This is a genomic window from Jannaschia sp. M317 (genome assembly GCF_025141175.1).
GTDB lineage: Bacteria > Pseudomonadota > Alphaproteobacteria > Rhodobacterales > Rhodobacteraceae > Jannaschia.
In genome coordinates this window covers 1,017,854-1,043,207 of the sequence record NZ_CP081155.1, presented here as the reverse complement: position 1 = coordinate 1,043,207, position 25,354 = coordinate 1,017,854, and the positions used below count along the sequence as shown (strand labels likewise).

The window sequence follows — 25,354 nt, the reverse complement described above, 5'->3', positions numbered from 1 at the left end:
TCGTTCAGGCCCCCCGGCCCAGCGCGCCGCCATCGGGCGCGAACCAGAACCCGTGGGTGGGGTCCATGTGGAAGGTATGCGGCTCGCCGATCTCGTAGGGGTGCACGCCATGGGCGAGCGACACCCAGGGGACGCCGTCCATCTGGAAATGCGCGCTGGATTCGGAACCGGAGAGTTCGGTGACGCCAACCACGCCGCGCAAGGGCACATTCGAGGCCCCGGCGGCCTGGGGCAGCACGTGGTGCGGGCGGATCGCGAACATGTAGTCGCCATCGGGTTTCTGCACCGCCCATTCGGTCGCGCCCATGCGGGCCTGTCCGGCCTTGACGCGAACCGGGGCCGCGTTGATCGGCGGGTCCGAAAAGATCGCCGCCGCCGACAAGGACGCAGGCGCGCGGTAGATGTCGGAGGTCGTGCCGAACTGACGGACGTGGCCGTCCTCGATCAGGGCGGTTTCCCCGCCCAGCAGCAGCGCCTCTTCGGGCTCGGAGGTGGCGTAGACCACCACGGCCCCGCGCCCGGCGAACAATTCGGGCAGCTGCTCGCGCAGTTCTTCGCGCAGCTTGTAGTCTAGGTTGGCCAGCGGCTCGTCCAGGAAGACGGCGCGGCTGTCCTTGGCGATGGCGCGTGCCAGGGCGCAGCGTTGCTGCTGACCGCCCGACAGCTCATGCGGGCGACGATCCAGCATCGGCTCCAGCTGGAGGATGCGGGCGGCTTCGGCCACGCGGTCGTCGATCTCGGACTGGGCCAGCTTGGCCACGCGCAGCGGCGAGGCGATGTTCTCGCGCACGGTCATATGCGGATAATTGACGAAGAACTGGTGCACGAGGCTGATCTGCCGCTTCTGCGGGCTAAGCTTCGTCACGTCCTCGCCGTTGAGAAAGACGCGGCCGGAGGCGATCGGATCGAGGCCGGCCATCATCTTGATGAGAGAGGTCTTGCCGGCCCCGGTCGGTCCAAGCAGCACGTTGAAATGACCGGGCTTGAGGTCGAGCGTGGCGGGCTTGATATGCGTATGCCCCTCCACGACCTTGGTAATGGCTTCACATCGAAGCGTCATAACGTCCCCACGAAGTTAAGGATTGGGGCCAGGGCAAGCAGACCCTTGTGGCCAAAAATCGGGGCGACGCACGCGCCGCCCCGAGGTGTCGCCCCCCCAGGAAACAGGGGCCGACGGGGAGGGTTACTGAGAGGCCCAGCGCGCGACCAGTTCGTCGTAGTTGACGGTCTCGCCCTGCGGTTTCTCGTTGTCGAGCGGGGGCTTGGCACCGCCATTGGCGTACCAGTATTCCGCGCTCTGCGGCTCGTTCAGACGGGGGCCACAGCCACCGTAGACGCCCGCCGCTTCGTCGGCCTGCTGCATCCGCGCCATGGTGATGTCCATCTCTTCGGCGAGACGATCCATGGCTTCCTGCGGGGTGAAGGCCCCCGAGTTCACGTCACCGATCTGCTGCCACCAGATCTGCGCCAGCTTCGGATAGTCCGGCACGTTGATGCCGGTGGGCGACCATGCCGTGCGGTCGGGCGAGCGGTAGAACTCGACCAGGCCACCCAGACGCGGGGCCCGCTCGGTGAAGCTTTCGTGGTTCACGGAGCTGTCGCGGATGAAAGTCAGACCCACGTGGGACTTTTTCACATCCACCGTCTTGGAGGTGACGAACTGCGCATAGAGCCAGGCGGCCTGGGCGCGGTCTTCGGGGGTGGAGTTCAGGAACGTCCAGGAGCCGACGTCCTGATAGCCGACCTTCTGGCCTTCTTCCCAGTAGGGGCCATGCGGCGAGGGGGCCATGCGCCACAGCGGCATGCCGTCGGCGTCGACCGTGTTGTTGCCCTCGGACTGCGGCTTCACCATGTCGGCGGTAAAGGCGGTGTACCAGAAGATCTGCTGGGCGACGTTGCCTTGGCTGAGGGCGGGCAGCGACTGATAGAAGTCGTAGCTGGCCGAGCCCGGAGGCGCATAGGCGCGCAGCCATTCGTCCCACTTGCGGATCGCGTAGACCGCGGCCGGACCGTTGGCCGCCCCGCCCCGTTCGACCGATGCGCCGACCGGGTTGCACGAACCGGCTTCCATGCGGATGCCCCATTCGTCGATCGGCACGCCGTTCGGCTCGCCCTTCGATCCGGCACCGGCCATCGACAGCCAGGCATCGGTCATCCGCCAGCCGAGGTCAGGCGCGCGCTTGCCATAGTCCATGTGACCATAGATGCGGGTGCCGTCGATTTCCTGCACGTCGTCGGTGAAGAACGCGGCGATGTCCTCGTAGGCAGACCAGTTGACCGGAACGCCCAGATCGTAGCCGTACTTTTCCTTGAAGGCCGCCTTGTTGGCCTCATCGTCGAACCAGTCCTTGCGGAACCAGTAGAGGTTCGCGAACTGCTGATCGGGCAACTGATACAGCTTGCCGTCCGGGCCGGTGGTGAACTGAACGCCCATGAAGTCGTCCAGGTCCAGCGTCGGGCTGGTGGTCGCGGCCCAGTCGCCGGCCATCTTGTCGGTCAGCGAATAGGCCAGCTGCAGGCGCGAATGCGTGCCGATCAGGTCGCTGTCGTTGACGTAGGCGTCATACAGGTTCCGCTTGGTCTGCATCTGGGTCTGTACGGCCTGGACGACTTCGCCTTCGCCGAGGATCTGGTGGTTGACCTTGATGCCGGTGATTTCCTCGAAGGCCTTGGTCAGGACTTCGGATTCATAGGCATGGGTCGGGATGCCCTCGGACAGGACGTTGATTTCCATGCCCGCGTAGGGCTGCGCGGCTTCGATGAACCAGCGCATCTCGTCGAGCTGCTCGGATTTGGACAGCGTTGACGGCTGGAATTCGCCGTCGATCCAGCGCTGTGCCGCAGCCTCGTCGGCCATCGCAGGCCCGGCCGCCGCAATCACGGCCATGGCCGCGACAGCGCAATAGAGATGCTTTCGCATGGTATTCCTCCCAATGTTTCACCGACTCCCGATCGGCTGTCCCTGAGCATGATCACGCTCACGAACAAGTCAACTATTAAATTAGTATTAAATCCTACGTATATGAAATTGCAGGGGTTCACAGAGCGGATTCCGCTCGCTACTATGAAATTAGCAAAGGGGAAGCCGCCATATGGCCCGCCAGAAAAGCGAACTTCTGACCAGCGTGGAGCTGGAATTCATGAAGACCCTGTGGTCGATCGGCAAGGGGTCCGTCCGCGACGTCATGGGCGCGCTGAGTGACCCGGGACAGCGCGCCTATACCTCGGTCGCGACGGTCCTCAAGATCTTGCACGACAAGGGTTATCTCGTGTCCGAAAAGAAGGATCGCGCATTGGTCTACGCCCCGACCCTGGCCCGCGAAGACTACGAGGCCCGGTCCCTGCGCAGCCTGTCGCGCACATTGTTCGACGGCACGCCATCGGCTCTGGTCGCGCGACTGGTAGACGACGAATCCCTGGACGAAGCCGAGATGGCCGCGATTCGCCAAGTGATCAATGATCGGATCGGACGTGACGATGGCTGACTGGCTACAGCTCGTCGTCGGGTCTCTCCTCGCCGTGAATGCGGCGCTGGTGCTTGCCGTCGGCTTGCTTTGGCTAGCGGAACACGGGCTGACCCGGATCGGGCTGGACCGGGATTGGGCGCTGCGCCGCCGGGTGTCGGCAACCGCCTGGGTTCTGGCCCTTGGCCTGCCCTTCGCGCTGACGGCCTTGCCTGGAAATGCCTGGAACGCCACGGATGTGGTCGTCGGGCTGTTCCTGAACGGGAACCTGTCGAACCTGTCGCTGACCGCAACGGAGTTTCAATCCATCCTCGCCTTTCGCGACGGCCTGCCCCGCGCGCTGGTCGCGCCTGCCAGCCCGGCCTGGCAGGCGGTGGCGGCGATCCTGCTGGCAGCGGCCTTGATGCGGGCGCTTCATGTGATGCGGGCCGCCTGGTGCCTGCGCCGCCTGATCCACGCCTCCATGCCGCTGCGCGAAACGAAATCGGTTCGCATCGCCGTCTCGGGCGACTGCCCCGTTCCCTTTGCAGCCCGGGGCCTGCGTCGCAATCATGTGGTTCTGCCCGCCGGACTGGTCGCCGACCCGGAGGCATTCCGTATCGCGCTGGCCCATGAGCTGCAGCATATCCGCCAGGGCGATCCGATCCGCGAGGTGCTGGTCGCCGCGCTCTCGCCGCTTTTCGCGCTGAACCCGGCCTTCTGGAACCTGTCGCGCCATATGCGCCGCCTGCGGGAACACCATTGCGATGCGGCCTGCGTTGCACGCCCGACCATGGATGCCCGTGACTATAGCCTGTGCCTGCTGGATGTGGCCCGTCGCGCGCGTCAGGGAAACCCGGCCCCCGGCGCGTTCACCGTGGCCCTGCTGGGGCGCAAGCAACTGACCGGGCGGGCGACCCGTTCACAACTGGGCCACCGGATCGAGTTGATTGCAAAGGGCCCTTCGCGGCGGGCCGGGCGGTTGACCACGCTGTCGCTGCTGGCGGTTTTTGCCGTGACGCTGGCCGGAACGACCTGGACCCTGCGCCCCCCCGCCGACTGGAGCCAGGAACGCCTGATGCTGTCCTCGGTCATCAACCTGGAACGGTTGGAGACGATCAACACGCTCAGCCAGCGGCCCCTGCGCTAGCGCTCCTCCCGGAGCAATAGAAGCAGCGCCACGATGGTCAAAGCCACGCCCACCAGGATCCCGGCGGGCGGCGGCGGATGGCCCAGGGCAAGCCCCCAGACCGTGACCCAGGCGGGCACCAGATAAGTATAGGCCATAACCTTGGACGCCGGCAGGCGCAGGGTCGCGAATTGAAGCAGCACGAAGGTCGCGGCACTGGCCGCAACACCGGTGTAGGCAATCGCCACCCAAACCCGCGCGGGCAGGTGGGCCCAATCCGTCGCGGCAACGGCGCTGGCCCCGATCAGGGACAACAACACCCCGCCGGCGATCAGCGTGCCAAAGGTAAAGACCAGCGCCGATTCGCCCCGGTTCAGCCGCCGCACCAACGGGGTATAAAGCGCATGGGCCACGCAGCCCCAGAAATAGATCGCCTCGCCCCGCCCGATCTCGAAGGCACGCAAGGCGGACCAATCGCCCCGAAATATCACCCAGAGCGCCCCAGCCGCCCCCAAGGCCAGGGCCAGCGCGATGCGCGCCGTGGTGATCTGGCGCAGCAGCAACCAGCCAAAGCCCGCCGCAAGGATGGGGGTCAACGTAAAGACAGCAGCCGCAGACACCGGAGCCGCGGTTTTCAGTCCTTCGAACATCAGGACGAAATAGGTCGCAAAGATCCCGCCCAGCACGGCATAGCGCCAGGGTGCCGCCCGTGCGGCGCGGGGCACGCCGCCGCGCAGGGCCACCGCCACGCCGATCACCGCCGCCGCCAGCCAGAACCGCACGGCGTTCAAGGCGATGGGGGCGATATCGTTGGCCGCCGCCGCCCCCAGCGGAAAGGACCCGGCCACCAGGGCCGAGAACAACAGCATCGCTAGATGACCCTGCAACGGGGTGGTCACTCCTCGACCGGCCAGCGCGTCGCCCAGTCCTTCAGAAAGCTCACGAAGGTCTGCACCTTGGCCGTGCGGTGCAGATCCACGTGGGTGACCAGCCAAAGCTGGCTGTTCCATTCGGGCCGGGGCGGAAAGACCAGTTCGACATCGTCGCGATCCTGCTCGGCCCATGTGGTCGAGAACCCGATCCCCAGACCCGCCTGAACCGCCGGGCGGGCGGCCGTCATCTGATTGACCAGATAGCCCATGTTCTCTGCCGGGATATGCTTCTTGAGCCAGGCAAAGAACGGCGCGCGCGGCACCTCGTCGGCACTGCCGATGAAGGTGTGGTGCCCCGGCTCTTCGAGCGAGGTCGGACGCCCATGGCGCGCAATGTAGTCCTTGGAGGCATAGAGCCCGAAATTCTGTTGATAGAACTTCTGCACCACATTGTCGGGCTGATCCGGCGGGGACCCGGCGCGGATCGCCACATGCGCCTCGCCGTATTCCAGGCGGAACAGGCGTTCGTCGGTCAGGAACTTGATCGTCAGCTCCGGATGTTCTTCGCGGAAAGCGGCAAGCGCGGGCGACAGCAGCGGGGCGAGAACCGCGATCGAGGTGATGATCAGCTCGCCCGTGACCTCGTTTCCGCGTCCCTTGATACGGTTGGCCAGCTGCGCCAGCTGATCGTCGGTCGATTGCGCGACGGTCAGCAGGTCCTGGCCTGCCTCGGTCGGCGTGTAGCCGCGTGCGTGCCGCTGAAACAGCTTGGTGGCCAGCTTGCCTTCCAGGCTGTCGATGTGGCGGATCACCGTTGCATGGTGCACGCCCAGGGCCTGCGCCGCGCCCGATACCGTGCCCAGACGCGCCACCTGATAGGCCGTGCGGACCTCATCCCAATCGTTGAATGCCATCATGATCTCCTGCTTCAGCAGACTATTGCGCGCGCTGACGCACAGATCAAGTTCTCTCGCACAACTGCACAGAAGATGCGGGATAAGCGCGGATTGAGTTCGTGCGCGCATGTTTTAGGTCTGGTTCAAATTCGCCAACCCAGGATGACACCCATGACCAATATCTTGCGCATTGACGCGTCCGCCCGCCATACCGGCTCGACCACCCGTGCCCTGCTCGACCAGATCGAGGCAAAGCTGGAAGGCAAGGTCACCCGCCGCGACCTTGCCGTGGCCCCCCTGCCCCAGCTGACCGAAACCTGGGTCGGCGCGACCTTCACCCCGCCCGCCGACCGGACAGAGGCGCAGCACGCCGAGCTGACGCTGTCCGATACGCTGGTGGCCGAGCTGCAGGCCGCCGATACCATTCTGATCGGACTGCCGATCTACAACTTCGGGCTGCCCGCCGCGTTGAAGGCATGGATCGATCAGGTGGCCCGCGCGGGCGTCACCTTCCACTACACGGAAAACGGCCCGGTGGGCCTGTTGGACGGAAAACGCGCAATCGTCGCCCTGGCCTCGGGCGGCACCAAGGCCGGATCCGAGATCGACTTTGCCACTCCGCATCTGCGGCAGGTCCTGGGTTTCCTCGGGATCGAGGACGTGACCTTTGTCACCGCCGACGTACAGGGCGCGCGCGGTGAAGAGGCCCGCGACGAGGCGGAACGCCAGATCGCTGCCCTGGCCGCCTGACGCCGATATCGCAAAGGCATCAGGGTGCCGCGCCATCGGGTGCGGCGGTCAGTGTCAGGCTCAACCTGCCGGTCGGCCGCCCACCGGACCGGGCCACCGCTTGACTCCGTGTCGTCCGGCGCATAACCCCTAGCCCAACTCCGGAAGCCCTGTGTTTCCGGTCCTGGCCTGTCGTGCCGGGATCGCCCTCCGCCAGCGTTATACGCCCGCGGGGGCGTTTGTGCATTGAGCGGTCGGCCCCCATATTGCCGGGGGGAAACGAAACGGAGAGACGCGATGTTCGAGAGCCTGTCAGACCGCCTTGGCGGCGTCTTCGACCGCCTGACCAAACAGGGGGCCCTGTCCGAGGACGACGTCCGCACCGCCATGCGCGAAGTGCGCGTCGCCCTGTTGGAGGCGGACGTCTCGCTGACGGTGGCCCGCGATTTCGTCAAGAAGGTGACCGCCAAGGCCACCGGTGCCGCCGTCACCAAGTCGATCACCCCCGGCCAGCAGGTCATCAAGATCGTCCACGACGAACTGCAACTGGTCCTGGCCGGCGAAGAGGGGATCGCGCCCCTCAAGATCGACAACCCGCCCGCGCCGATCCTGATGGTCGGCCTGCAGGGGTCGGGAAAGACAACGACCACCGGCAAGCTGGCGCGCCGCCTGAAGGAACGCGATGGCAAGCGCGTGCTGATGGCCTCGCTGGACGTGAACCGCCCCGCCGCGATGGAACAGCTGGCGATTCTCGGCACCCAGATCGGCGTCGACACCCTGCCCATCGTGATGGGTCAGCGCCCGGTCGACATCGCCAAACGCGCCAAGCAGCAGGCGAGCTTGGGCGGCTACGACGTCTACATGCTTGATACCGCGGGCCGGTTGCAGATCGACCAGGTCCTGATGGACGAGGTCGCCGCCGTCCACGCCGCCGTGCAACCGCGCGAAACGCTGCTGGTGGTCGATGGCCTGACGGGTCAGGTCGCCGTCGAAGTGGCCGAGGAATTCGACGCCAAGGTCGGCGTCACCGGTGTCGTCCTGACCCGGATGGACGGCGACGGGCGCGGCGGTGCCGCCCTGTCGATGCGCGCCGTCACCGGCAAGCCGATCCGCTACGTCGGCCTGGGCGAAAAGATGGACGCGCTGGAGGAATTCGACCCCCAGCGGATCGCCGGTCGCATCCTTGGCATGGGCGACATCGTGGCCCTGGTCGAAAAGGCCCAGGAAGTCATGGAGGTCGAGGCCCAGGAGCGCATGATGAAGCGCTTCCAGAAGGGTCTGTTCAACATGAACGACCTGAAGGGTCAGCTGCAGCAAATGCAGAAGATGGGCGGCATGGAAGGTCTGATGGGCATGATGCCCGGCATGGGCAAGATGGCCAAGCAGATGGACAAGGCGGGGCTCGATGATCGCGTTCTGGTCCGCCAGATCGCCCTGATCGATTCGATGACCAAGAAGGAACGCGCCAATCCGCAGCTTCTGCAGGCCAGCCGCAAGAAGCGGATCGCGGCAGGTGCCGGGCTCGGCGTGCCGGAGCTGAACCAACTGCTCAAGATGCACCGCCAGATGGCCGACATGATGAAGAAGATGGGCAAGGGCGGCATGCTCAAGAAGGCCATGGCCATGATGGGCGGCAAGGGCGGCGGCATGCCCGATCCGTCGCAGATGGATCCCGCCGCGCTTGAGGCCGCGTCCAAGCAGTTGGGCCAGATGCCAGGCATGGGCGGCGGCATGGGCGGGTTGCCCAAGGGCATGACGTTGCCCGGCGGGTTCGGCGGGATGAAGAAGAAATGATCACCTGCACCGTCCGCTACGAGATCGATCCCGACAAACTGTCGGAGTTCGAGACCTACGCCCGTTTCTGGCTGACCAAGATCCCCGCCATGGGCGGCACCCATCACGGCTATCACCTGCCGCATGAGGGGCCGAACGACATCGCCTATTGCCACTTCTCCTTCCCGTCACTGGCCGCCTACGAGGCCTACCGTGCCGACATGTGGGACGATGCCGACTGTCTGCGCGCCTATGATTTCGCGCAGCGCACGAAGTGCATTCGCCGCTACGACCGCTCCTTCACGCGCCCTCTGCTGGACGGGGCGGACCCGGAAACGCTGGGGCTCTGACATGACCGCTGCCGTTCCCATCCTCACGACCGACCGTGTCGTGCTGCGTGCGCCCACGCGCGCCGACTTCGCGCCCTTTGCCGCGGTGTTGGCCAGCGACCGCGCCGTGCATATGGGCGGCCCCTACGACCGCGCCGGGGCCTGGGCGCTGTTCGGCAATGGCCTGGCCTCCTGGATGCTCGACGGCTTCGGTGCCTGGACCCTGGCCGACCGCCGCGACGACCGTTGGCTGGGCGAGCTGGCGATAGCCCAGCCACCCCATTTCCCCGAGCCCGAACTCGGCTGGTCCCTTGCCCCCGAGGCCGAGGGCCGGGGCCTCGCCGCCGAGGCCGCGACCGCCGCGTTGGCCTGGGCCCGCGACCGCCTGCCCGCGCTGGTCAGCTACGTCTCGCCCGGCAATCACCGCTCTGCCGCTCTGGCCCGCCGGCTGGGGGCGCAACACGACGCTGCGGCCCCGCTCCCCGCGGGCGAAACCGCCGACGAAACCCATGTCTGGCGCCATTGGGGGCCCGCATGACTGTCGCCGTACGCCAACACGGGCCCCGCAATGGCCCGGCGCGCGCGAGAGGCGACGCCTCTTGCCGGACCGGGCGGGGCTCGATGCCCCGCGCGGGCCGCCCCTGCCGCGAGGTGCGCCCATGATCGCCCCCGTCACCATTCCGGTCGCGCCCGAGGCCGCGCGCCAGGCGGCCCTGCTGGACGCCGTCGTTCCGGTTCTGCGCACCTCGCGCACGACGCTGCGGGCCCCGCGCCTGACCGACTTCGACGCGCTGCATTCAATCACCGGCTCCGACCGCGCCGCGTTCGAGGGCGGTCCGTCGACCCCTGCGGAAAGCTGGGCGGATTTCTGCGGCATGACCGCGCTTTGGCTGCTGCGTGGCCACGGGCTCTGGACCATCGAGACGCGCGCCGGGGATGTCGCAGGCTTTGTTCTGATCGGGACCGAACCGGGCGACAGGGAACATGAACTGGGCTGGCTCATGGTCGCCGAATTCGAAGGGATGGGCCTTGCCACCGAAGCGGCGCGCGCCGCGTTGGGCCATGCCTGGACCGCACTCAACCTGCCCTCCCTGGTCAGCTACATCGCTCCCGGCAACACCCGCTCCGAAGCGGTGGCCCGCCGCCTGGGGGCCACGCCGGACGGGACGATGTACGACGGCCAGATCGTCACCTGGCGGCATCTGCGGGGGCAAGCATGATCATCCCGACGTTGACGACCGAGCGGCTGACCCTGCGCGCGCCCCGGACGACCGACTTTGAAACCTACGCCGCCTTTCGCAGTGATACCCTGCGCATGCGCTGGCTGGGTGGTGCGACCGGACGGGCCGCGTCCTGGGTCCATTTCGCGGCGCTGCCGGGTCAATGGCTGCTGCGCGGCTATGGCCGTTGGATCGTGACCGAGATCGGCGACGACACACCGTGCGGCCTCGTCGGCCTCTATCATCCCGACAGCTGGTCGGGACCGGAATTGTCTTGGGCAATGTTCGGATCGGCAGAGGGGCGCGGTTACGCACAAGAAGCGTCCGAAGCGGCCCGTCGCTATGCCTACGAAAAGGCGGGGATCACGTGCCTGGTGAGCCATATTCACGCGGGCAACGACCGATCCAACGCCCTGGCGCGCCGTTTGGGGGCCACGCCTGCGGGCACTTTCGACAGCGAGGCTTTCGGCGCGCTGATCATCTGGCGCCACCCCGGCCCCGCCGACCTTGCAGGAGAAAGCCAATGACCGACGCCGCCACTCGCGCCGCTGCCCTTCTGGCGGACCATCGCGACAGCATCGACCGGCTGGATGCGATCCTTGTCTATACCCTCGCCGAACGCTTTGCCCACACCCAGGCGGTTGGCAAGCTGAAGGCCGAGCACGATCTGCCCCCGTCGGACCCCGACCGGGAGGCGCGCCAGATCGCGCGGCTCACCCGCCTCGCGCAGGAGGCCGGGCTGGACCCGGACTTCGCCAAGAAATTCCTCGAATTCATCATCGAGGAAGTCATCCGACACCACCGGAAACACCAATCGTAGGGCGGGGTTTTCCCCGCCGAACCCAAGCCATTCCAAGGAGATACCAAAAATGGCCATGAAGATCCGACTCGCCCGCGGCGGCTCCAAGAAGCGCCCGCATTACGCCATCGTCGCCGCCGACAGCCGTATGGCCCGCGACGGCCGCTTCATCGAGAAGCTCGGCACCTACAACCCGCTGCTGTCCAAGGACAGCGAAGATCGCGTCAAGATGGACCTGGAGCGGGTGCAGTACTGGCTGAGCCAGGGTGCCCAGCCCACCGACCGCGTCGCCCGCTTCCTGGAGGCCGCCGACGCGCTGCCCAAGAAAGAGCGCGCCAACGCCAAGAAAGGCACCCCCGGCAAGAAGGCGCTGGAGCGCGTGAAGGAGAAGGCCGACAAGGCTGCCGCCGCTGTTGCCGCCGCTGCCGAAGCCGCCGCCGAGAAAGTCTCGGACGCCGTTTCTTCGGACGACAAGGCCGAGTGATCGGCCTCGGGGCGGCACCCGCGTGCCGCCCCGCCCCCTCAGCATGCCCACGCATCTGACCCTCTTCGCGCTTGCGCTTTGCCTGCTGGTCTCTGTGGCCGGCGCGGTTCTGTTTCTTGCGGCACCCACGGGCCGCCTGCGCATCCTCGGCGTGGCACTTGCGTTGGGCGCGCTTGCCCTTATTGCCGCCCTGGTGCTGGGCACCGCCCCGACCACCGCCGCCCCAACCGGAGATTTGCCATGAAGGATCACGTCTGCCTTGGGGCTGTCATGGGCAGCTATGGCGTGCGCGGCGATGCCCGCGTCAAAAGTTTCTGTGCCGATCCCTCTGCCATCGGCGACTATGGGTCGCTGACCGACGATCAGGGCCGCACCTACAAGGTGACCGTGTTGCGCCCGGTCAAGGGCGGCTATGCCGTCCGCCTGTCCGGCGTCCCCCACAAGGAAGCCGCCGACGCGCTCAAGGGGCAACGGCTCTGGGCGCCGCGCAGCGCGCTGCCCTCGCTGCCGGATGATGAATACTATCATTCCGATCTGATCGGCCTCGAGGTGGTCGATACCGGCGGCGCGGTGCTGGGGCGGGTGCATGCGGTGCTCGATCACGGGGCCGGCGACCTGCTTGAGGTGCGCGGCCCCGGCACCCCGCCCATGCTGGTGCCCTTCACCTTGGCGGCCGTCCCGACCGTCGATCTGACCGTCCGGCGCGTGGTCATCGACCCGCCCCCCGGCCTGCGCCCCGGCGAAGGCGAAGAAGACGCACCGCGCTGAGACGGGAACCAAATCGCCGCGGGCCGTGTTGGTAGGCAACTGCAAATCAACGGAGCCCACACATGCTTTCCTGGATTCTCATCCTCATCGTCGTCGCTGCAATCGCCGCTTTCTTTGGCATGGGCCGCGTCTCGGGCGCCGCTCTTTCGGGGGCCAAGATCCTCGTGGTTCTGGCGCTGGTCATCGGCGTGCTGGCGCTTCTGGGTGTCTTCGCCGCCTGACCTGGCGGATACCTCGCATCAGACGAGGCCTGCGATATCGACGACGACCGGCCCTCGTGGCCGGTCGTTGTGTCTTGGACACGGGGACGCGATCCATTATGCCCGGCCCATGTCTGAGATTAAGCCCCGATCCCACGGATCGAAGTCCATCCGCGCCTCGCTGCAACCGCGCGACCTGATGGCGGAGACCGCCCGCCCAGGTGCCTGGGTCGCCAGCATCGTGACGCTGTTTCCCGACGCCTTCCCGGGGGTGCTGGGGCAATCCCTGACCGGCACCGCGCTGAAGGACGGGATCTGGGATTTGCGCACGACGGACCTGCGCCGGTTCGGCCTGACCAAGCATCGCAACGTCGACGCGCCCCCTGCGGGCGGCGGCGCGGGACTGGTGCTGCGCGCCGACGTCGTGGGCCCCGCCCTGGAAGAGGCGCGCGTGCCCGGTCCGGTGGTTTACCTGTCGCCGCGCGGCATGCCCTTTACCCAGACCCGCGCGCGCGCCTGGGCCGAGGGACCGGGTGTCACCCTGCTTTGCGGCCGCTTCGAAGGGGTCGATCAGCGGGTTCTGGATCACTACGACATCGAAGAAGTCTCGCTGGGCGATTTCGTCCTGACCGGCGGAGAGATCGCGGCCCAGGCCATGCTGGACGCCACCGTCCGCCTGCTGCCCGGCGTGCTGGGCAATGCCGCCAGCACCGAGGAGGAGAGCTTCTCCGACGGGTTGCTGGAGCATCCGCAATATACCAAGCCCGCCGATTGGCAGGGCCGCACGATTCCCCCCGTCCTGACCTCGGGGGATCATGGCAAGGTGGCCGCCTGGCGGCGCGACCAGTCCGAAGCGCTGACCCGCGCGCGGAGGCCCGATCTCTGGGCGCGAAAAACGCGGGGCTGACCCCACTTCCCCTGGCCGGAATACCTCGGGGGGGTGCGGCGCGCGCCCAGCCTGCTCTCTCCCCTTGCGCGCGCCCCCGGAGTCGTCGTAACAGCCGCGCAGCGTATCGCCCCGGTTCTCCGGGGCGCTCTGCGTTGACCACAAAGAACAGCCGCCGGGCCAACCGGTCGGACATCATCCGCGGGCAAACCGCGTCGTAACATAGGAGGGTCCGATGGACCTGATCGCACAGATCGAGGCGGAACAAGTCGCCGCTCTCGGCAACGAGCTTCCCGACTTCAAGGCCGGCGACACCATTCGCGTCGGCTTCAAGGTGACCGAGGGCACGCGCACCCGTGTCCAGAACTACGAAGGTGTCTGCATCAGCCGCAAGAACGGCGCAGGCATTGCCGGTTCGTTCACCGTCCGCAAGATTTCCTTTGGCGAAGGCGTGGAGCGGGTGTTCCCGCTGCACTCGACCAACATCGACAGCATCACCGTGGTGCGTCGCGGTCGCGTCCGTCGTTCCAAGCTGTACTACCTGCGCACGCGTCGCGGCAAATCCGCCCGTATCGCCGAGCAGTCCAACTATCGTGCGCCCAAGTCCGAAGGAGCCGCGTCGTGAAAAAAGACCTGCATCCCGAATACCACATCATCGACGTCAAGCTGGTCGATGGCACCGTGGTCCAGATGAAATCGACCTGGGGCAAGGAAGGCGATCAGATGTCGCTGGATATCGACCCCTCGGTGCACCCGGCCTGGACCGGCGGCACGTCGCGCCTGATGGACACCGGCGGGCGCGTGTCGAAGTTCAAGAACAAGTACGCCGGCCTCGGCTTCTGAGCCCTGCCCGTATCGCGATCGAAACGCCGTCCCTCGGGGCGGCGTTTTGCGTTTGCGTGTCCCGCGCGCCGCAATCTGGGCATTGGCACGAAAAAACCGCCTGCTGCCCCGCTTCGAACGTAGCAGCGCCTTAACCTTTCCCTGCGAGATTCATATAGTCTGCGTCAATATTTGGGGGTCAGTGGGTTCATGGCGCATATTATCGTCTTCGGAAACGAAAAGGGTGGATCGGGTAAATCGACCACCTGCATGCACACGGCAACGGCCCTGGCACGGTCCGGGGCGCGGGTCGGTGCGCTGGATCTGGACCTTCGGCAACGAACCTTCACGCGCTATCTGGAAAATCGCGGGTCCTACGGGGCCAAGCATGGCGTGCAATTGCCCACGCCCATCGTCGCGGGCCTGCCCAAGGTGGATCGCGACGGGTTGTCGCCGAACGAAAACCCCTTTGATAAATCCCTGTCGCTCGCCGTGGCCGAGTTGGAGCAGACCTGCGATTTCATCGTCATCGACTGCCCCGGATCGCACACCCGGCTGAGCCAGGTGGCCCATTCCCTGGCCGATACGCTGGTCACGCCGCTCAACGACAGTTTCGTGGATTTCGATCTTCTGGCCAAGGTGGAGCCGGACTCGGGCCGCATCCTCGGGCCCTCCGTCTATTCCGAAATGGTCTGGCACGCGCGCCAGCTGCGCGCCAAGGCCGGGCTGAAGCCGATCGACTGGATCGTCCTGCGCAACCGCTTGGGCGCGCAGGAAATGCATAACAAGCGCAAGATGGGCCAGGCGTTGGAGGATCTGTCGAAGCGGATCGGTTTCCGTGTGGCCCCCGGCTTTACCGAGCGGGTCATCTTCCGCGAGCTGTTCCCGCGCGGCATGACGCTGCTGGACCTCAAGGATATCGGCATCGCCAACCTGAACCTGTCGAACGTCGCCGCCCGGCAAGAGGTGCGCGATCTGCTCAAGGCGCTGAACCTGCCGTCGGTCGAATTGGCCTTCTAATAACCTTTGCCCCGCGCGGTCACCGGCCAGAGCACCTCGACCACCCCGCCCCGGACACCGACCAGCCAATCGTGCAGATTGCAGGTTGGGTCGCAATGGCCGGGCACCAGCCGCAGGCGATCGCCGACGCGGTAGCGCCCTTCGGGATCCGCGATAACACAGTGTTCGTCCGAGATCGATTGCACCTCTGCCTCAGGATCGCCCCAGACCACGGGCGGGCCGCTGTCGATGGCGGCGGCCTTGTGCCCCGCGTCCAGCACGGCGATGCCTGTGCCTGCCGTGCTCATCACCTGCGCCGCAACGAAAAGCGCGTGGTCGAACCGCGGCGCGTCTTCCAGCGGCGGGGTCGCGCCATAGGCGACATCCATGAAAGCGTAGGATCCGCACTGCAGCTCCGTATAGACGCCTGACGCAGCCTCTACCGGGAAACTGCCCGTGCCCGCCCCGGTGACGGTCTCGCAGGCCAGGTCGTGGTCCGCCAAAAGGGTCATCGTATCCCGCGCCATGTCGACCACCCCCGACAGGATCGCCGCGCGCGTGTCGGGGTCGGCCACATGTTGCGCGTTGCCGTGATAGATCTGCAGCCCCGCAAAACGCAGCCCCGCCGCCGCCACTGCCTGCGCCAAGGTCAGGACCGGCGCGCCTGGTGGCACGCCGCAGCGGCCCTGCCCACAGTCGATTTCGACCAAGACGTCCAGCGAAGTCCCGTGCCGCACCACCGCCTGCGACAGCTCTGCCACGTTGGCGATGTCGTCGATACAGACCGACAGATGCCCCTGCCCGGCCAGCTGCGCCAGCCGGTCGATGCGGGCGGGGTCGCGGATCTGGTTGCTGACCAGGATGTTGGTGACGCCACCGCGCAGAAACGCCTCTGCCTCTGCCACCTTTTGGCAGCAGACGCCGATGGCCCCGCCGATGTCCATCTGCCGCAGGGCCACGGCGGGCGTCTTGTGCATCTTGCCATGGACGCGCAGGGCCACGCCCTTGGCTGCCGCATAATCGCGCATGGCCATCAGGTTCCGCTCGAACGCGTCCAGATCGACCAGCAGGCAGGGCGTGGCCACCTCCGCCTCGGACATGCCGGGGCGGGCGGGGATGTCGTAGCCGACCGTCAGGCCGGCAAGCGGGTCGTCCATGGCGAACCTCAATCGTAGCGCAACGCCTTGGTCTTGCCACGGAAGACCCAATAGGCCAACGCCGTATAGCCCAGGATCGTCGGCACCACGAAGAGCGCGCCGATCAGGATGATGAACAGGCTTTCGGGGGCCGACGCCGCCTCGTAGATGGTCAGTTGTTCGGGGACGACATAGGGGTAAAAGCTGTAGGCCAGCCCGAGGAACGCAAGCACATACAACGCCAGCGCGATACCGAACGGCACCCAGGCCCCCCGGTCATCCGCCTGCGGCAAGGTGGCCAGCGACCGCCAAAGCAGCGCCAGCAAAGCCAGCGACACGATCGGCAAGGGCGACAGCCAGAGGATCTCGGGGAAGGTGAACCACTTTTCCCAGATGCGCGGCGAAACCAGCGGCGAGGCCAGCGAAATCGCCCCGATGCCCACGATCAGCCCGCCGATGCAGGTCCGTGCCCAGCGCACGGCGCGACGTTGCAACGTGTCCTCTCCTTTCAGGATCAGCCAAGTCGCCCCGATGAAGGCATAGCCCACCGTCAGCGCCAGCGCGCAGAGCACGGAAAACAGCACCGTCGTCATCGTGAACTGCAGCCCCATCACATAGAGACCCAGCATGAACCCCTGCGCCAGCGTCGTCATCAGCGAGCCGATGAAGAACAGCCGGTTCCACAAATGCTTGTGCTTCGCGCGGGCCTTGACCCGGAATTCGAAACTGACGCCGCGCAGGATCAGCCCGACCAGCATCACGAAGACCGGCAGGTAGAGCGTCGACAGGATCAAGCCGTGCGCCGCTGGAAAGGCCACCAGCAGCAGGCCGACCGCCAGCACCAGCCAGGTCTCGTTCGCATCCCAGAAAGGGCCGATCGAGGCGACCATCATGTCACGCTGCGGGTCGCTGTCGGCCAGGGGCGTCAGGATGCCGACGCCCAGGTCGTAGCCATCCAGGATGACATAGAGCAGGATCGACACCCCCATCAGGGCCGCGAAGATGAAGGGCAGCGACGTCGTCGCGGGGTATCCGAGAAATTCCATGCCCATCACTCCGCCGGGGCCATGCCGCGATCTTCGCGGGAAATGGCATCGACCACGGCCTCACCCGAGGCGGGGGTCATGGAATCCAACGGCTCGTCCTTGGTCGCTTTGGTGGCGATGTAGACGATGACGCTGACGTAGGCGACCAGCAGCGCGGCATAGATCGCGAGGTAGCCCAGCAAGGTCGACAGGACCATCGGCGCGGGCACATCCGCCACCGCCTCGGCCGTCGACATGACGCCCTGCACCAGCCACGGCTGTCGACCGATCTCGGTCGTGTACCACCCCGCCAGCGTCGCGACCCAGCCCGAGAAGGCCATCGGCACCAGCGCCCAAAGCAGCGGCTTCGGTAAGTGCCGGACCATGAAGCGGCGGTCGGTTCCCGTCTCTTCGCAGGGTTTGCGCCGCCACAGAAAGAACAGCGCCCCCCAGGAGATCAGCAGCATCGCCATCCCGGTGCCGACCATGGTGCGGAAGGACCAGAACACCTTGCCCACCGGCGGGTGCAGCACCTCGCCGTCCTCGGTCACGAATTCGTCCAGCGCGGGGATGGCCCCTTCGGCATGGTGGGTCAGGATGATGGAGGCCATGTTCGGCACGCCGATCTCGAAATCGTTCTCGCGGGTCTCGGAATTGGGCAGCGCGAACAGGATCAGGGGTGTGTTGCCGTCGGTATCGGACCAGTTGCCCTCCATCGCCGCCACCTTGGCGGGCTGGTGCTCCATCGTGTTCAGCCCGTGCATGTCACCCATCAGGATTTGAACGGGGATCAGCAGCGCGGCAAAGGTGACGCCCACGCGGATCTGGCTGCGCACCGTTTCCTTGCGGTCGCCCCGGATGTAGCGGAAGGCCGCGACACCGGCGATCACAAAGGCCACGGTCAGGCCGGAGGCCAGCAACATATGGGCCAGGCGGTAGGGCATCGACGGATTGAAGATGATCGCCCACCAGTCAGTCGCGTGCGCCACGCCGTCGATCATCTCGAACCCTTGGGGCGTGTGCATCCAGGAATTCAGGACGATGATCCAGAAGGTCGACATCGTGGTGCCGAAGGCCACCAGGAAGGTCGCCGTCGTGTGCAACCAGCCCGGCACGCGGCTGAACCCGAACAGCATGATGCCGATGAACACGGCCTCCAGGAAGAAGGCGGTCATCACCTCATAGGCCAGCAGCGGCCCGGCGATGTTGCCGACCTTTTCCATGAAGCCCGGCCAGTTGGTGCCAAACTGGAACGACATGGTGATGCCCGACACGACGCCCATCGCAAAGCTGAGCGCAAAGACCTTCACCCAGAAGCGGTAGGCCTCCATCCATTTCAGGTCGCCGGTCCATTGGAACCGCAGCTTGAAGAACAGCAGAAACCAGCCCAACGCGATGGTGATCGTCGGGAACAGGATGTGGAAGGAAATATTGGCCGCGAACTGGATGCGGCTGAGGATGAGGGTATCCATCATGTCACGTCGCCTTTCGGAAGGGGTTCAGACGGGGTGCCTTGTCCAGCAACCCGCCCAACTTGCGGCCCATGGTCATGAGTTGGACCAACCGCTCGGTTTCCATTCGGTTCATTTCGTCGTGGAACTGCGTCATCATCTCGATCAACTCGCGCAGCTCCGCGATGCGCGCTTCGGCGTAGGGATCACCGGTTTCGCCCTGCATCTCCAACTCGCGCAGCTTGGTCAGGGTCGGGTCGATCTCGCGCTTGCGGCGTTCGGCCACGAGGGTGCGCACGATTTCCCACAGGTCGTCGGGGGTGGTGAAATAATCGCGTCGGTCGCCCTGGATGTGGCGCAGCCGGACCAGGTTCCAGCTCTGCAACTCCTTCAACCCCATGGAGGTATTGGACCGGCTGACACCCAGCGCGGCCGTGATCTGTTCGGCATTGAGGGGACGCTCGGACAGGAACAGCAGGGCATAGATCTGCCCCACCGTCCGGTTGATGCCCCATCGGCTTCCCATCTCTCCGAAGTGGAGAATGAACTCTCTTTGCAGTGCGGTCAGGGTCATGTCGGCCATTTCAGAAATTTCTGAAATGCATGTATCACCCTGATGCCCGTGGTCGAGGGGGGTGCGACGCCCTGCCCTACCCCCGCTTCTGCGCCAGGTGCCGTTCCAGCCGGCGCAGGGCCAGGGACAGCAGGATCGTCATCGTCAGGTAAAGCAGGGCGACCACGTTGTAGGTCTCGAAATAGCGGAAATTACCCGCCGCCGTCAGCTTGCCCAGCTGCGCAATGTCGAGGACGCCAACGACGGACACGAGGCTCGAATCCTTCACCATGGCGACGAAATCATTGCCCAGCGGCGGCAGGATCGTGCGGATCGCCTGGGGCATGACGATGTGGCGAAACCGATGCCAGCGCTTCAGGCCCAAGGCCTGCGCCGCCTCGATCTGGCCCGGATCCACCGACTGCAAGCCAGCGCGGAACACTTCGGCAATAAAGGCGGAATAGGCGATGACCAGCGCCAGGATCGCCCGCCACAGCAGCGAGAAATCCCGCGTCCGCACCTCCGGCAAGCCGGTCCAGTTCCAGAAGGCCACCAGCGCGGGCGCAAACACGAAGGCCACGTAAAGCAGCAGGACCAGGATCGGAACGCCGCGCACGATCTCGATGTAGAACCGGGCCAATTGGCGCGGCACGATCCAGTTCGACAGCGACATCAAAGCCAGGCCCAACCCCACGAGCGAGGCGGCGGTAAAGCTGATCACGGTCACGAAGACCGTGATCCAGACGCCCTTGCGCAGGGTCAGCAGAACCTGCCGCGCCCCGTCATCCAGAAGCGTTGCGGCAAAGGCCCCGCCCAGCAACAGGGCGACGGCAAGCAGCCACCAGGGGAAGTCGGTCTTTTGGTCCTGCATCGTATCCCCCGGGGGCAAATCCTTAGATAAGGATTTGCCCAAAGTTTTATCTAAAACTTTGGCCCCGCCTCAGCCGCCGATCTTGAAGTCGAGGAACCATGTCTTGTTGAGCGCCTCGATGGTGCCGTCTTCCTTCATCGAGGCAATCGCCGCGTTCATCGGCACCACCAGGTCAGACCCCTTTGGGAAGATGAAACCGAAATCCTCGGTCCCCAGCGTTTCGCCCACGATCTTCAGCCCCCCGTCCGAGGCCGCGACATAGCCGTTGCCTGCGGTCCCGTCGGTCAGGATCAGGTCCACGTCGCCCGCGCGCAGCGCCTGGACCGTGGCCCCGAATGTCTCGAACAGCTTGATGCGCGGGTTCGCCTCGTTGCCGTCCAGCACGTCATAGACCGACACGTAGAACGGCGTCGTACCCGGCTGCGCCGCGATCAGCAGGTCCTCGTCGGCGGCAAAGCTGGCGGCATCGGCAAACCGGTCCTCGTCGCCGCGCACCATCATCACCATTTCGGACCGCATGTAGGCATCCGAGAAATCCACCACTTCCTTACGGTCGTCGCGGATGGTGATGCCGGTCATGCCCATGTCCATCTGGCCCTCGGACACCGCCGGGATCATCGCGTCCCAGCTGATCTTGTCGTATTCGACGGTGATGTTCAGCCGTGCGGCGATTTCGGCCATGGCATCGTATTCCCAGCCGATTGCATCGCCCGAGGCGGGGTCTTTGAACTGCAGCGGCGGATAGGCGTCTTCGGTGGCGATGGTGACGGTGCGTCCGCCCAGGTCGGGCAGATGCCCGTCGGCCAGGGCCGGCAGGGCAAAGACGGCGGCGGCAAGAAAGGCAAGGGTTTTCATGGCAGAACTCCTGTTGATCCCGGGATGATGCACTGTCGGCCCCGGCACGCAAGCCTCAACGCCGGGCAGCGATGGCGGTGCGGGCCTCCGCGATGGCGGCATCCAGCTCCGCCTCCAGGACCGGGTCCACACCGCGCACCGGGTCCAGGATGCGGAGAGCCCAGCGAATGTAGTCCTCCATCCGGTCCGGCGACCAATCGGGCGGCGTCCGCGCAAGCGCCGTGATATTCGCCGCCTTGTCGGCCAGCTTTATCCGCTTGGCCCGGTCCGAGGCCCGGGGCACACGCGCGGCCTGCGCGGCCTTGTGCTCCGCGCGGCTGAGTGTGGTGTCGTCGGTCACCTCCTCGCCAGGGCCGCGACCTCGGCCCCGAAACGGTCGCGGATGTCGCCTGCGGTGATGTCGCAGTCCTCGATGGTGTCATGCAGGATACCGCCAAGGATCAGCACCTCATCCTCTGGCCAGACCCGCGACAGCCGTTCCGCGACGTCCAGCACGTGATCGACGAAAGGGATCTCCGCCGGTCCCCTGCGACGTTGGCCGTGATGTTCGGCAACGGCAAAGCGAGTGGCCGCCAGAATGCGCGCAGGGTTTGTCATTGCGGCGTCCTTCGATCGCGTGCGTTTCGCATGGTCTGCCGTGCCCGCCTCTCAGATGTCGCCGCAGACCGGGCAATCGGCCCGCCGCGCGATCTTCATGCGCCGCGCATCCGCGTCCAGCCCATCCCACAGCAGCATCGTGCCACGCAGGGGCGTGCCCGCGCCGGTTATGACCTTGATGACCTCCAGCGCCATGACCGATCCCACGATCCCCGGCAGGGCGCCGACAACGCCCGCCTCGGCGCAGCTGGGCGCCAGCCCGGCCGCGGGGGCCTCGGGAAAGAGACAGGCCATGCAGGGCGCGCCACCCGCCGGGTCATAGATCGTCACCTGCCCCTCCCACTGGGTGATGGCCCCGGCCACCAGCGGCCGCCCGGATGCCACGGCCGCGGCATTGACCATGGCCCGCGTCGCGAAACTGTCGGAGCCGTCGACGATCAGGTCATAGTCCCCGAACAGGGCCGGGGCGATTTCTGCGGTCAATCGGCGGTGGTAGGGGCGCACGGTGACATGCGGGTTCAGCGCGGTCAAAGTCGTCTGCGCGCTGAACACCTTGGAGGTGCCGGAGGCGGCATCGGTGTGCACGATCTGCCGCTGCAGGTTCGACAAGGACACCTCGTCGTCGTCGATCACACCGATGGTCCCGACCCCCGCAGCCGCCAGATACAGCAACACCGGAGATCCCAGCCCCCCGGCCCCCACCACCAGCACCTTGGCGTCCTTCAGCCGTTTCTGACCGACCCCGCCAACCTCTCGCAGGATGATGTGGCGGGCGTAGCGGTCCAGCTCGACAGGGGAAAACGGGCCGGTCTGTGCCGGGGGCGGGGCCTGCGCGGCCTCTGCCGCCTGTGCCCGTTTGCGGACCCGCGACAGGACCGCCCGATAGCCAAGGATCAGCGCGACCAAGCCACCCAGCACAAGCCATTCGCCCGGCCCACCGCCCAACGTTTCGCGCAATGCATGGCCGTCCGGCAGGGCAACCTGCACAAACAGAACCGCGACATATAGCAGGCCCAGCATGTAAAGCCGCGCCTGCACCGGCGTCTTCAACCAGGCGCCCAGCGCCCAGATCGCACCAGCCAGGATCAGGACAAGCATCATGCGACCGCCCCCTCAGGCCCCGGTGGACCCGAACCCGCCGCCGCCCCGCTCGGTCAACGACAGCTCGGCCACTTCTTCGAAAAGTGCCAGACGAACCGGGGCCACGACGGCCTGGGCGATACGCATGCCGTGGGTCACCTCAAACGGCTCTGCCCCGTGGTTGATCACGATCACCCCCAGCGGCCCGCGATAATCGGCGTCGATGGTGCCCGGCGCATTCACCAGCGTGACCCCATGCTTCAGCGCCAGGCCAGAACGGGGACGGATCTGCATCTCGAACCCCATCGGAATCGCGACATGCAGACCGGTCCCGATCAACGCGCGCCCGCCTGGGGCAAGCGTGACGGCCTGCCCGCCGGTATCGGCACGCAGGTCGGCCCCGGCGGCACCGGCGGTGGCATAGCTGGGCAGCGGCAGGTCGGCGTCCGCCCCTTGGGCACGGGTGAACTGGATCGTCACGGGGGTCATGTCAGGGCCTCGGCGATGCGGGCCGCCAGGCGGCGGGCGGTCTCGGTCTTGGACAGGCGCGGCCAGGGGTCGGCACCCGCGTCGGTGATCAGGGTCACGGCGTTCTCGCTGCCGCCCATGATGCCGGTGGCAGGCGAGACGTCGTTGGCCACGATCCAGTCGCATCCCTTGCGGGCGCGCTTGGCGGTGGCGTGGCTGACGACATCGCCCTTGTCGTCGCCGGTCTCGGCGGCAAAGCCCACGACCAACGCCGGGCGCGCCGGGCTTTCGCAGACATTGCGCAGGATGTCCGGGTTCTCGGCGAATTCCAACGCGGGCGCGCGACCGGTGCCGTCCTTTTTCATCTTCGACCCGCTGGCATTGGACACCCGCCAATCAGCCACGGCAGCTGCCATGACGGCGGCATCGGCAGGCAGCGCGGCCTCCACCTCGGCCAGCATCTCGCACGCGGTCTGGACGCGGCGGACGTCGACACCCTCTGGCGGGGCCACGTCGGCGGGGCCGGTGACAAAGGTGACGCGCGCGCCCAGGTCGCGCAGCGCGGCGGCGATGGCCGTGCCCTGCGCACCCGAGGACCGGTTGGCGATATAGCGAACCGGATCAATCGGTTCATGCGTCGGCCCGGAGGTGACCAGCACGTGCCGCCCCGCCAGCGGCCCTTGCGCGAAATGCGCCTCGATCGCGGCCAGAATGTCCGGCACCTCGGCCAGACGCCCGGGACCGAATTCGCCGCAGGCCATCGGCCCCTCGACCGGGCCCACAACCGTGATGCCGTCGCCCGTCAGGGTGGCCAGATTGCGTTGCGTGGCTGGGTGTTCCCACATGCGGACATTCATGGCGGGCACGATCATGACCGGCGTATCGGTCGCCAGCAACAGCGTCGTCGCCAGATCGTCGGCCAAACCGGCGGCCATGCGCGCCATCAGGTTGGCGGTGGCGGGCGAGACGACAATTAGGTCGGCGGCGCGGCTCAGCTCGATATGCCCCATCTCTGCCTCGTCGGTCAGATCAAAGAGGTCGCGGTAGACCTTGGAGGCGGACAGCGCCGACACCGACAGCGGCGTCACGAAGTGTTCCGCCGACGGGGTGAGAACCGGCGTGACCGAGGCCCCGCGTTCCCTCAGACGACGGATCAGGTCCAGCGCCTTGAACGCGGCAATGCCGCCGCCGATGATCACAAGGATGGTTTTGCCAGTCAGCATCGCAGGCCTCCGATTGCGCCCTCTGTCTAGGCATTCCGCCCGGAAACCGCACCCCCTTTTGGCGGCGCGGCGTGCCTAGCGAAACGCCGCGCAGGGGTCCGGTCGGTCAGGTCGGGGCGCATCCAGCACCAGATCGCCACCGGGCGGCTGGCTGCCGCCCTCGCCCTGAACGACGGACAGGACCGACACCTCGGGCCGCACCCGGGCCACGGCTGCGGGCACCCCCCAATCGGCACGGGCATGGCCGTTGCCCGCGATCAGCACCACCGGCGGGCCGTATCGGTCAAGCGCCGCCAGCGTCCGCGCCGCGAATTGCGCGTCGACCGCCCGTTGCCGGGCCACGAATTGCGGCAACAGGTCCAATGGCAGGGCGTCGCAATGGACCGCCGCCTGAAGGGCCTCGCGGGTGGCCTGTTCCGTGGGGGGCAGCGGCTGATCCAGGCCAAAGGCAGACAGATCGCCGGGCGCGCCCGCCGCGCCCAGGATCGGCGCATCGCTGGCCTGAAAGATCGGCAGATAGATCGCGATGGCGGGCCATCCCATGTCGGACCAGTCAAGAACCTGATCCAGAACCTGCGGATCGCGCGGCAGGTCTGGCGTCAGACGGTCCGCCTGTTCCTGGGTCAGCATTTCCATCACCACCGCCGTTGGGCCGATCTGACGGATCAGATCGGCCTGGGCTTCGTGGTGATCGGCGTTGTCGTGACGTTCGCCGAGAACATAGATATCCGCCGCAGGCAGCGCGG

At 66.4% G+C, this 25,354-nt stretch carries 33 protein-coding genes; 17 read left to right on the top strand and 16 right to left on the bottom strand.

What is annotated here, in order from left to right; all coding sequences use genetic code 11:
- Positions 1 to 4: 4 nt before the first annotated feature.
- Both K3551_RS05515 and K3551_RS05510 read right to left on the bottom strand, forming a co-directional pair.
- Positions 5 to 1,060, bottom strand: a complete 1,056-nt coding sequence (locus K3551_RS05515) for an ABC transporter ATP-binding protein (RefSeq protein ID WP_259918363.1) — start codon at positions 1,058 to 1,060, stop codon at positions 5 to 7.
- Positions 1,061 to 1,183: 123 nt separating this feature from the next.
- Complete coding sequence (locus K3551_RS05510; protein ID WP_259918361.1) at positions 1,184 to 2,920, bottom strand: ABC transporter substrate-binding protein; 1,737 nt, start codon at positions 2,918 to 2,920, stop codon at positions 1,184 to 1,186.
- 172 nt (positions 2,921 to 3,092) lie between these two features.
- On the opposite strand from K3551_RS05510, the gene K3551_RS05505 reads away from it, so the two are divergent.
- Positions 3,093 to 3,485, top strand: a complete 393-nt coding sequence (locus K3551_RS05505; RefSeq protein WP_259918360.1) for a BlaI/MecI/CopY family transcriptional regulator — start codon at positions 3,093 to 3,095, stop codon at positions 3,483 to 3,485.
- A complete protein-coding gene (locus K3551_RS05500) occupies positions 3,478 to 4,593 on the top strand; it encodes a M56 family metallopeptidase (RefSeq protein ID WP_259918358.1) in 1,116 nt (371 codons plus the stop codon). Before K3551_RS05505 ends, K3551_RS05500 begins: the two co-directional genes overlap by 8 nt.
- Here the strand turns inward: K3551_RS05500 and K3551_RS05495 are convergent.
- Together K3551_RS05495 and K3551_RS05490 are read right to left on the bottom strand one after the other, a co-directional pair.
- Complete coding sequence (locus K3551_RS05495; protein ID WP_259918356.1) at positions 4,590 to 5,471, bottom strand: DMT family transporter; 882 nt, start codon at positions 5,469 to 5,471, stop codon at positions 4,590 to 4,592. The two genes, K3551_RS05500 and K3551_RS05495, sit on opposite strands and share 4 nt — an antisense overlap.
- Positions 5,468 to 6,361 (bottom strand): LysR family transcriptional regulator, encoded by an 894-nt coding sequence (locus K3551_RS05490; RefSeq protein WP_259918354.1) that lies wholly within the window; start codon positions 6,359 to 6,361, stop codon positions 5,468 to 5,470. The genes K3551_RS05495 and K3551_RS05490 overlap by 4 nt, the downstream gene beginning before the upstream one ends.
- Positions 6,362 to 6,511: 150 nt before the next feature.
- Between K3551_RS05490 and K3551_RS05485 the strand changes: the two genes are divergently transcribed.
- From K3551_RS05485 to K3551_RS05415, 15 genes are all read left to right on the top strand, one after another.
- Positions 6,512 to 7,090 carry an FMN-dependent NADH-azoreductase gene (locus tag K3551_RS05485; protein WP_259918353.1) on the top strand — a complete coding sequence of 193 codons (579 nt, stop codon included), beginning with the start codon at positions 6,512 to 6,514 and terminating at the stop codon, positions 7,088 to 7,090.
- Positions 7,091 to 7,366: 276 nt separating this feature from the next.
- Entirely contained in the window at positions 7,367 to 8,863 is a 1,497-nt protein-coding gene (ffh, locus tag K3551_RS05480) for a signal recognition particle protein (protein WP_259918351.1), read from the top strand.
- Complete coding sequence (locus K3551_RS05475) at positions 8,860 to 9,192, top strand: NIPSNAP family protein (RefSeq protein ID WP_259918350.1); 333 nt, start codon at positions 8,860 to 8,862, stop codon at positions 9,190 to 9,192. The genes ffh and K3551_RS05475 overlap by 4 nt, the downstream gene beginning before the upstream one ends.
- A 1-nt stretch (position 9,193) precedes the next feature.
- Positions 9,194 to 9,709 (top strand): GNAT family N-acetyltransferase, encoded by a 516-nt coding sequence (locus K3551_RS05470; RefSeq protein ID WP_259918348.1) that lies wholly within the window; start codon positions 9,194 to 9,196, stop codon positions 9,707 to 9,709.
- Positions 9,710 to 9,830: 121 nt separating this feature from the next.
- Positions 9,831 to 10,391 (top strand): GNAT family N-acetyltransferase, encoded by a 561-nt coding sequence (locus K3551_RS05465; RefSeq protein WP_259918346.1) that lies wholly within the window; start codon positions 9,831 to 9,833, stop codon positions 10,389 to 10,391.
- Positions 10,388 to 10,918, top strand: a complete 531-nt coding sequence (locus tag K3551_RS05460; protein ID WP_259918344.1) for a GNAT family N-acetyltransferase — start codon at positions 10,388 to 10,390, stop codon at positions 10,916 to 10,918. The genes K3551_RS05465 and K3551_RS05460 overlap by 4 nt, the downstream gene beginning before the upstream one ends.
- On the top strand, positions 10,915 to 11,211 hold the full coding sequence (locus K3551_RS05455; protein WP_259918342.1) for a chorismate mutase: 297 nt from the start codon (positions 10,915 to 10,917) through the stop codon (positions 11,209 to 11,211). The genes K3551_RS05460 and K3551_RS05455 overlap by 4 nt, the downstream gene beginning before the upstream one ends.
- Positions 11,212 to 11,260: 49 nt before the next feature.
- Positions 11,261 to 11,674 carry a 30S ribosomal protein S16 gene (gene rpsP / locus K3551_RS05450; protein ID WP_259918340.1) on the top strand — a complete coding sequence of 138 codons (414 nt, stop codon included), beginning with the start codon at positions 11,261 to 11,263 and terminating at the stop codon, positions 11,672 to 11,674.
- Positions 11,675 to 11,696: 22 nt separating this feature from the next.
- Positions 11,697 to 11,918, top strand: coding sequence for a hypothetical protein (locus K3551_RS05445; protein ID WP_259918338.1), 222 nt, complete (start codon positions 11,697 to 11,699; stop codon positions 11,916 to 11,918).
- Complete coding sequence (rimM, locus tag K3551_RS05440; RefSeq protein WP_259918336.1) at positions 11,915 to 12,442, top strand: ribosome maturation factor RimM; 528 nt, start codon at positions 11,915 to 11,917, stop codon at positions 12,440 to 12,442. The genes K3551_RS05445 and rimM overlap by 4 nt, the downstream gene beginning before the upstream one ends.
- 62 nt (positions 12,443 to 12,504) lie before the next feature.
- Positions 12,505 to 12,663, top strand: a complete 159-nt coding sequence (locus tag K3551_RS05435) for a DUF1328 family protein (RefSeq protein ID WP_259918334.1) — start codon at positions 12,505 to 12,507, stop codon at positions 12,661 to 12,663.
- Positions 12,664 to 12,772: 109 nt separating this feature from the next.
- Positions 12,773 to 13,549, top strand: coding sequence for a tRNA (guanosine(37)-N1)-methyltransferase TrmD (gene trmD, locus K3551_RS05430; RefSeq protein WP_259918333.1), 777 nt, complete (start codon positions 12,773 to 12,775; stop codon positions 13,547 to 13,549).
- A gap of 214 nt (positions 13,550 to 13,763) precedes the next feature.
- Positions 13,764 to 14,153, top strand: a complete 390-nt coding sequence (gene rplS / locus K3551_RS05425; protein ID WP_259918331.1) for a 50S ribosomal protein L19 — start codon at positions 13,764 to 13,766, stop codon at positions 14,151 to 14,153.
- Positions 14,150 to 14,371 (top strand): 50S ribosomal protein L31, encoded by a 222-nt coding sequence (rpmE, locus tag K3551_RS05420; protein WP_259918329.1) that lies wholly within the window; start codon positions 14,150 to 14,152, stop codon positions 14,369 to 14,371. Before rplS ends, rpmE begins: the two co-directional genes overlap by 4 nt.
- A 189-nt stretch (positions 14,372 to 14,560) precedes the next feature.
- The gene (locus tag K3551_RS05415) at positions 14,561 to 15,370 is read left to right on the top strand and encodes a division plane positioning ATPase MipZ (protein ID WP_259918327.1); all 810 of its coding nucleotides are present in this window, start codon (positions 14,561 to 14,563) and stop codon (positions 15,368 to 15,370) included.
- Here the strand turns inward: K3551_RS05415 and K3551_RS05410 are convergent.
- The 12 genes from K3551_RS05410 to K3551_RS05355 form a co-directional block, all read right to left on the bottom strand.
- A complete protein-coding gene (locus K3551_RS05410; protein ID WP_259918325.1) occupies positions 15,367 to 16,506 on the bottom strand; it encodes a DSD1 family PLP-dependent enzyme in 1,140 nt (379 codons plus the stop codon). The genes K3551_RS05415 and K3551_RS05410 overlap by 4 nt on opposite strands.
- Positions 16,507 to 16,514: 8 nt before the next feature.
- Positions 16,515 to 17,531: a cytochrome d ubiquinol oxidase subunit II gene (locus tag K3551_RS05405; protein ID WP_259918323.1), complete on the bottom strand. Its 1,017-nt coding sequence runs from the start codon at positions 17,529 to 17,531 to the stop codon at positions 16,515 to 16,517.
- 5 nt (positions 17,532 to 17,536) lie between these two features.
- Positions 17,537 to 18,985, bottom strand: a complete 1,449-nt coding sequence (locus K3551_RS05400) for a cytochrome ubiquinol oxidase subunit I (protein WP_259918321.1) — start codon at positions 18,983 to 18,985, stop codon at positions 17,537 to 17,539.
- 1 nt (position 18,986) lies between these two features.
- A complete protein-coding gene (locus K3551_RS05395) occupies positions 18,987 to 19,544 on the bottom strand; it encodes a GbsR/MarR family transcriptional regulator (protein ID WP_259918319.1) in 558 nt (185 codons plus the stop codon).
- A 67-nt stretch (positions 19,545 to 19,611) separates the two neighbouring features.
- Positions 19,612 to 20,385, bottom strand: coding sequence for an amino acid ABC transporter permease (locus K3551_RS05390; RefSeq protein WP_259918318.1), 774 nt, complete (start codon positions 20,383 to 20,385; stop codon positions 19,612 to 19,614).
- Positions 20,386 to 20,454: 69 nt separating this feature from the next.
- The gene (locus K3551_RS05385; protein ID WP_259918316.1) at positions 20,455 to 21,240 is read right to left on the bottom strand and encodes a transporter substrate-binding domain-containing protein; all 786 of its coding nucleotides are present in this window, start codon (positions 21,238 to 21,240) and stop codon (positions 20,455 to 20,457) included.
- Between the two features lie 55 nt (positions 21,241 to 21,295).
- Complete coding sequence (locus tag K3551_RS05380; protein ID WP_259918314.1) at positions 21,296 to 21,580, bottom strand: hypothetical protein; 285 nt, start codon at positions 21,578 to 21,580, stop codon at positions 21,296 to 21,298.
- Positions 21,577 to 21,837 carry an HD domain-containing protein gene (locus tag K3551_RS05375; protein ID WP_259918313.1) on the bottom strand — a complete coding sequence of 87 codons (261 nt, stop codon included), beginning with the start codon at positions 21,835 to 21,837 and terminating at the stop codon, positions 21,577 to 21,579. The genes K3551_RS05380 and K3551_RS05375 overlap by 4 nt, the downstream gene beginning before the upstream one ends.
- 51 nt (positions 21,838 to 21,888) lie before the next feature.
- Complete coding sequence (locus K3551_RS05370) at positions 21,889 to 22,938, bottom strand: HesA/MoeB/ThiF family protein (RefSeq protein ID WP_259918312.1); 1,050 nt, start codon at positions 22,936 to 22,938, stop codon at positions 21,889 to 21,891.
- A 12-nt stretch (positions 22,939 to 22,950) separates the two neighbouring features.
- On the bottom strand, positions 22,951 to 23,406 hold the full coding sequence (gene dut / locus K3551_RS05365) for a dUTP diphosphatase (RefSeq protein ID WP_259918310.1): 456 nt from the start codon (positions 23,404 to 23,406) through the stop codon (positions 22,951 to 22,953).
- Entirely contained in the window at positions 23,403 to 24,608 is a 1,206-nt protein-coding gene (gene coaBC / locus K3551_RS05360; RefSeq protein WP_259918309.1) for a bifunctional phosphopantothenoylcysteine decarboxylase/phosphopantothenate--cysteine ligase CoaBC, read from the bottom strand. Before coaBC ends, dut begins: the two co-directional genes overlap by 4 nt.
- 75 nt (positions 24,609 to 24,683) lie before the next feature.
- A complete protein-coding gene (locus K3551_RS05355) occupies positions 24,684 to 25,349 on the bottom strand; it encodes a ChaN family lipoprotein (RefSeq protein WP_259919486.1) in 666 nt (221 codons plus the stop codon).
- Between the last annotated feature and the right edge of the window lie 5 nt (positions 25,350 to 25,354).

Bases quoted from the DNA above. Each gene is read 5' to 3' on its own strand.
- K3551_RS05505 (WP_259918360.1), top strand. From the start codon at position 3,093: ATGGCCCGCCAGAAAAGCGAACTTCTGACCAGCGTGGAGCTGGAATTC.
- K3551_RS05395 (WP_259918319.1), bottom strand. From the start codon at position 19,544: ATGGCCGACATGACCCTGACCGCACTGCAAAGAGAGTTCATTCTCCAC.
- K3551_RS05455 (WP_259918342.1), top strand. From the start codon at position 10,915: ATGACCGACGCCGCCACTCGCGCCGCTGCCCTTCTGGCGGACCATCGC.
- K3551_RS05390 (WP_259918318.1), bottom strand. From the start codon at position 20,385: ATGCAGGACCAAAAGACCGACTTCCCCTGGTGGCTGCTTGCCGTCGCC.
- ffh (WP_259918351.1), top strand. From the start codon at position 7,367: ATGTTCGAGAGCCTGTCAGACCGCCTTGGCGGCGTCTTCGACCGCCTG.
- trmD (WP_259918333.1), top strand. From the start codon at position 12,773: ATGTCTGAGATTAAGCCCCGATCCCACGGATCGAAGTCCATCCGCGCC.
- K3551_RS05465 (WP_259918346.1), top strand. From the start codon at position 9,831: ATGATCGCCCCCGTCACCATTCCGGTCGCGCCCGAGGCCGCGCGCCAG.
- K3551_RS05415 (WP_259918327.1), top strand. From the start codon at position 14,561: ATGGCGCATATTATCGTCTTCGGAAACGAAAAGGGTGGATCGGGTAAA.
- K3551_RS05510 (WP_259918361.1), bottom strand. From the start codon at position 2,920: ATGCGAAAGCATCTCTATTGCGCTGTCGCGGCCATGGCCGTGATTGCG.
- coaBC (WP_259918309.1), bottom strand. From the start codon at position 24,608: ATGCTGACTGGCAAAACCATCCTTGTGATCATCGGCGGCGGCATTGCC.
- rplS (WP_259918331.1), top strand. From the start codon at position 13,764: ATGGACCTGATCGCACAGATCGAGGCGGAACAAGTCGCCGCTCTCGGC.
- K3551_RS05370 (WP_259918312.1), bottom strand. From the start codon at position 22,938: ATGATGCTTGTCCTGATCCTGGCTGGTGCGATCTGGGCGCTGGGCGCC.
- K3551_RS05385 (WP_259918316.1), bottom strand. From the start codon at position 21,240: ATGAAAACCCTTGCCTTTCTTGCCGCCGCCGTCTTTGCCCTGCCGGCC.
- rpsP (WP_259918340.1), top strand. From the start codon at position 11,261: ATGGCCATGAAGATCCGACTCGCCCGCGGCGGCTCCAAGAAGCGCCCG.
- K3551_RS05460 (WP_259918344.1), top strand. From the start codon at position 10,388: ATGATCATCCCGACGTTGACGACCGAGCGGCTGACCCTGCGCGCGCCC.
- dut (WP_259918310.1), bottom strand. From the start codon at position 23,406: ATGACCCCCGTGACGATCCAGTTCACCCGTGCCCAAGGGGCGGACGCC.
- K3551_RS05500 (WP_259918358.1), top strand. From the start codon at position 3,478: ATGGCTGACTGGCTACAGCTCGTCGTCGGGTCTCTCCTCGCCGTGAAT.
- K3551_RS05375 (WP_259918313.1), bottom strand. From the start codon at position 21,837: ATGACAAACCCTGCGCGCATTCTGGCGGCCACTCGCTTTGCCGTTGCC.
- K3551_RS05400 (WP_259918321.1), bottom strand. From the start codon at position 18,985: ATGATGGATACCCTCATCCTCAGCCGCATCCAGTTCGCGGCCAATATT.
- K3551_RS05405 (WP_259918323.1), bottom strand. From the start codon at position 17,531: ATGGAATTTCTCGGATACCCCGCGACGACGTCGCTGCCCTTCATCTTC.
- K3551_RS05435 (WP_259918334.1), top strand. From the start codon at position 12,505: ATGCTTTCCTGGATTCTCATCCTCATCGTCGTCGCTGCAATCGCCGCT.
- K3551_RS05515 (WP_259918363.1), bottom strand. From the start codon at position 1,060: ATGACGCTTCGATGTGAAGCCATTACCAAGGTCGTGGAGGGGCATACG.
- K3551_RS05485 (WP_259918353.1), top strand. From the start codon at position 6,512: ATGACCAATATCTTGCGCATTGACGCGTCCGCCCGCCATACCGGCTCG.
- K3551_RS05490 (WP_259918354.1), bottom strand. From the start codon at position 6,361: ATGATGGCATTCAACGATTGGGATGAGGTCCGCACGGCCTATCAGGTG.
- rimM (WP_259918336.1), top strand. From the start codon at position 11,915: ATGAAGGATCACGTCTGCCTTGGGGCTGTCATGGGCAGCTATGGCGTG.
- K3551_RS05410 (WP_259918325.1), bottom strand. From the start codon at position 16,506: ATGGACGACCCGCTTGCCGGCCTGACGGTCGGCTACGACATCCCCGCC.
- K3551_RS05470 (WP_259918348.1), top strand. From the start codon at position 9,194: ATGACCGCTGCCGTTCCCATCCTCACGACCGACCGTGTCGTGCTGCGT.
- K3551_RS05475 (WP_259918350.1), top strand. From the start codon at position 8,860: ATGATCACCTGCACCGTCCGCTACGAGATCGATCCCGACAAACTGTCG.